The organism is Solihabitans fulvus (assembly GCF_008386585.1).
Classification (GTDB): Bacteria; Actinomycetota; Actinomycetes; order Mycobacteriales; family Pseudonocardiaceae; genus Solihabitans; species Solihabitans fulvus.
In genome coordinates this window covers 1-317 of the sequence record NZ_VUOB01000457.1, presented here as the reverse complement: position 1 = coordinate 317, position 317 = coordinate 1, and the positions used below count along the sequence as shown (strand labels likewise).

At 75.7% G+C, this 317-nt stretch carries 1 protein-coding gene; it reads right to left on the bottom strand.

Annotated features, from left to right (window positions below; translation table 11 throughout):
* A partial coding sequence (locus tag F0L68_RS42025; protein ID WP_149855504.1) for an AMP-binding protein occupies positions 1 to 317 on the bottom strand: 317 nt, incomplete at both ends.

Below are 317 nucleotides of genomic sequence, written 5' to 3'. Positions count from 1 at the left end.
GGGTCCCGAACGGGCAGGCGACGAACCGTTGCGCGGCCAGGCCGGGCCGGCCCAGGTAGCCCCTGGCCAAGCCCGCACCGCCGAGGTAGAGCTCGCCGTGCGCGCCGAGCGGCACCGGCCGAAGGTCGCGGTCCAGCAGGTAGATCCGTTGGTTGTCAAGGGGTTCGCCGATGGGCACCGGGTCGGGCACGGTGTCGGCTGCGACGAGCCGGCCCGCGGTGGCGAAGGTCGTCGTCTCGGTCGGGCCGTAGCCGTCGACCACCACCAGCCCTGGGCAGGCGGCCAGCACCCGGCGCACCGCGTCGGGCGGGACGACG